Here is a 531-nt window from a genome sequence, read left to right on the forward strand (position 1 = left end):
CGATATACATTTTAGCAAGCTGTGTTTTTGTCCGACAAAAACCTGCCTATTGTCTGAATGGTCTAGCCTCCGAAGTTGGCTATTAGTAAGAAAGCAACACTAGTTTAGTGGTGAAAATATGGAACAGCACCGGATGCATTTCAAGGCCTCGAACGGCTATACTGGCTCCTGCGATTTGATAATCTACCGGAAGATTCAGCTAGTGATTGTGTCGGAAACAGGCGAAGGCATGAGCGTGACCAATGCCGCCGATACGATAGCCACCGAAATCGTAAAGCGGTACGGATTAGACCCTAAACGTATGCTATACATTGAGCATTGGCCTGGCCACCAAGGGTTTGCAACTTACATTGAAACCTACGATCTGGTAACGTTCACCTGGAATAAATACGGGGCTTCGAGTCCCGCCTGGAAACACTTGCCCGTTGAGGAGTTCAACGAAATAATGAGCGCCCTTGATGAGTAAGCCCTTTCCCTCAGAACAGGGAATTAACCGGGGAAATAGTAAATTCTATCCCATTTCGGTACACC

At 46.7% G+C, this 531-nt stretch carries 1 protein-coding gene; it reads left to right on the forward strand.

Translation table 11 applies throughout. From position 1 onward, the window contains the following. Positions 1–118: 118 nt before the first annotated feature. Positions 119–466 (forward strand): hypothetical protein, encoded by a 348-nt coding sequence (locus tag ACYVE4_RS34095; protein ID WP_461044902.1) that lies wholly within the window; start codon positions 119–121, stop codon positions 464–466. Positions 467–531: the final 65 nt, after the last annotated feature.

This window comes from Spirosoma harenae, from assembly GCF_054776975.1.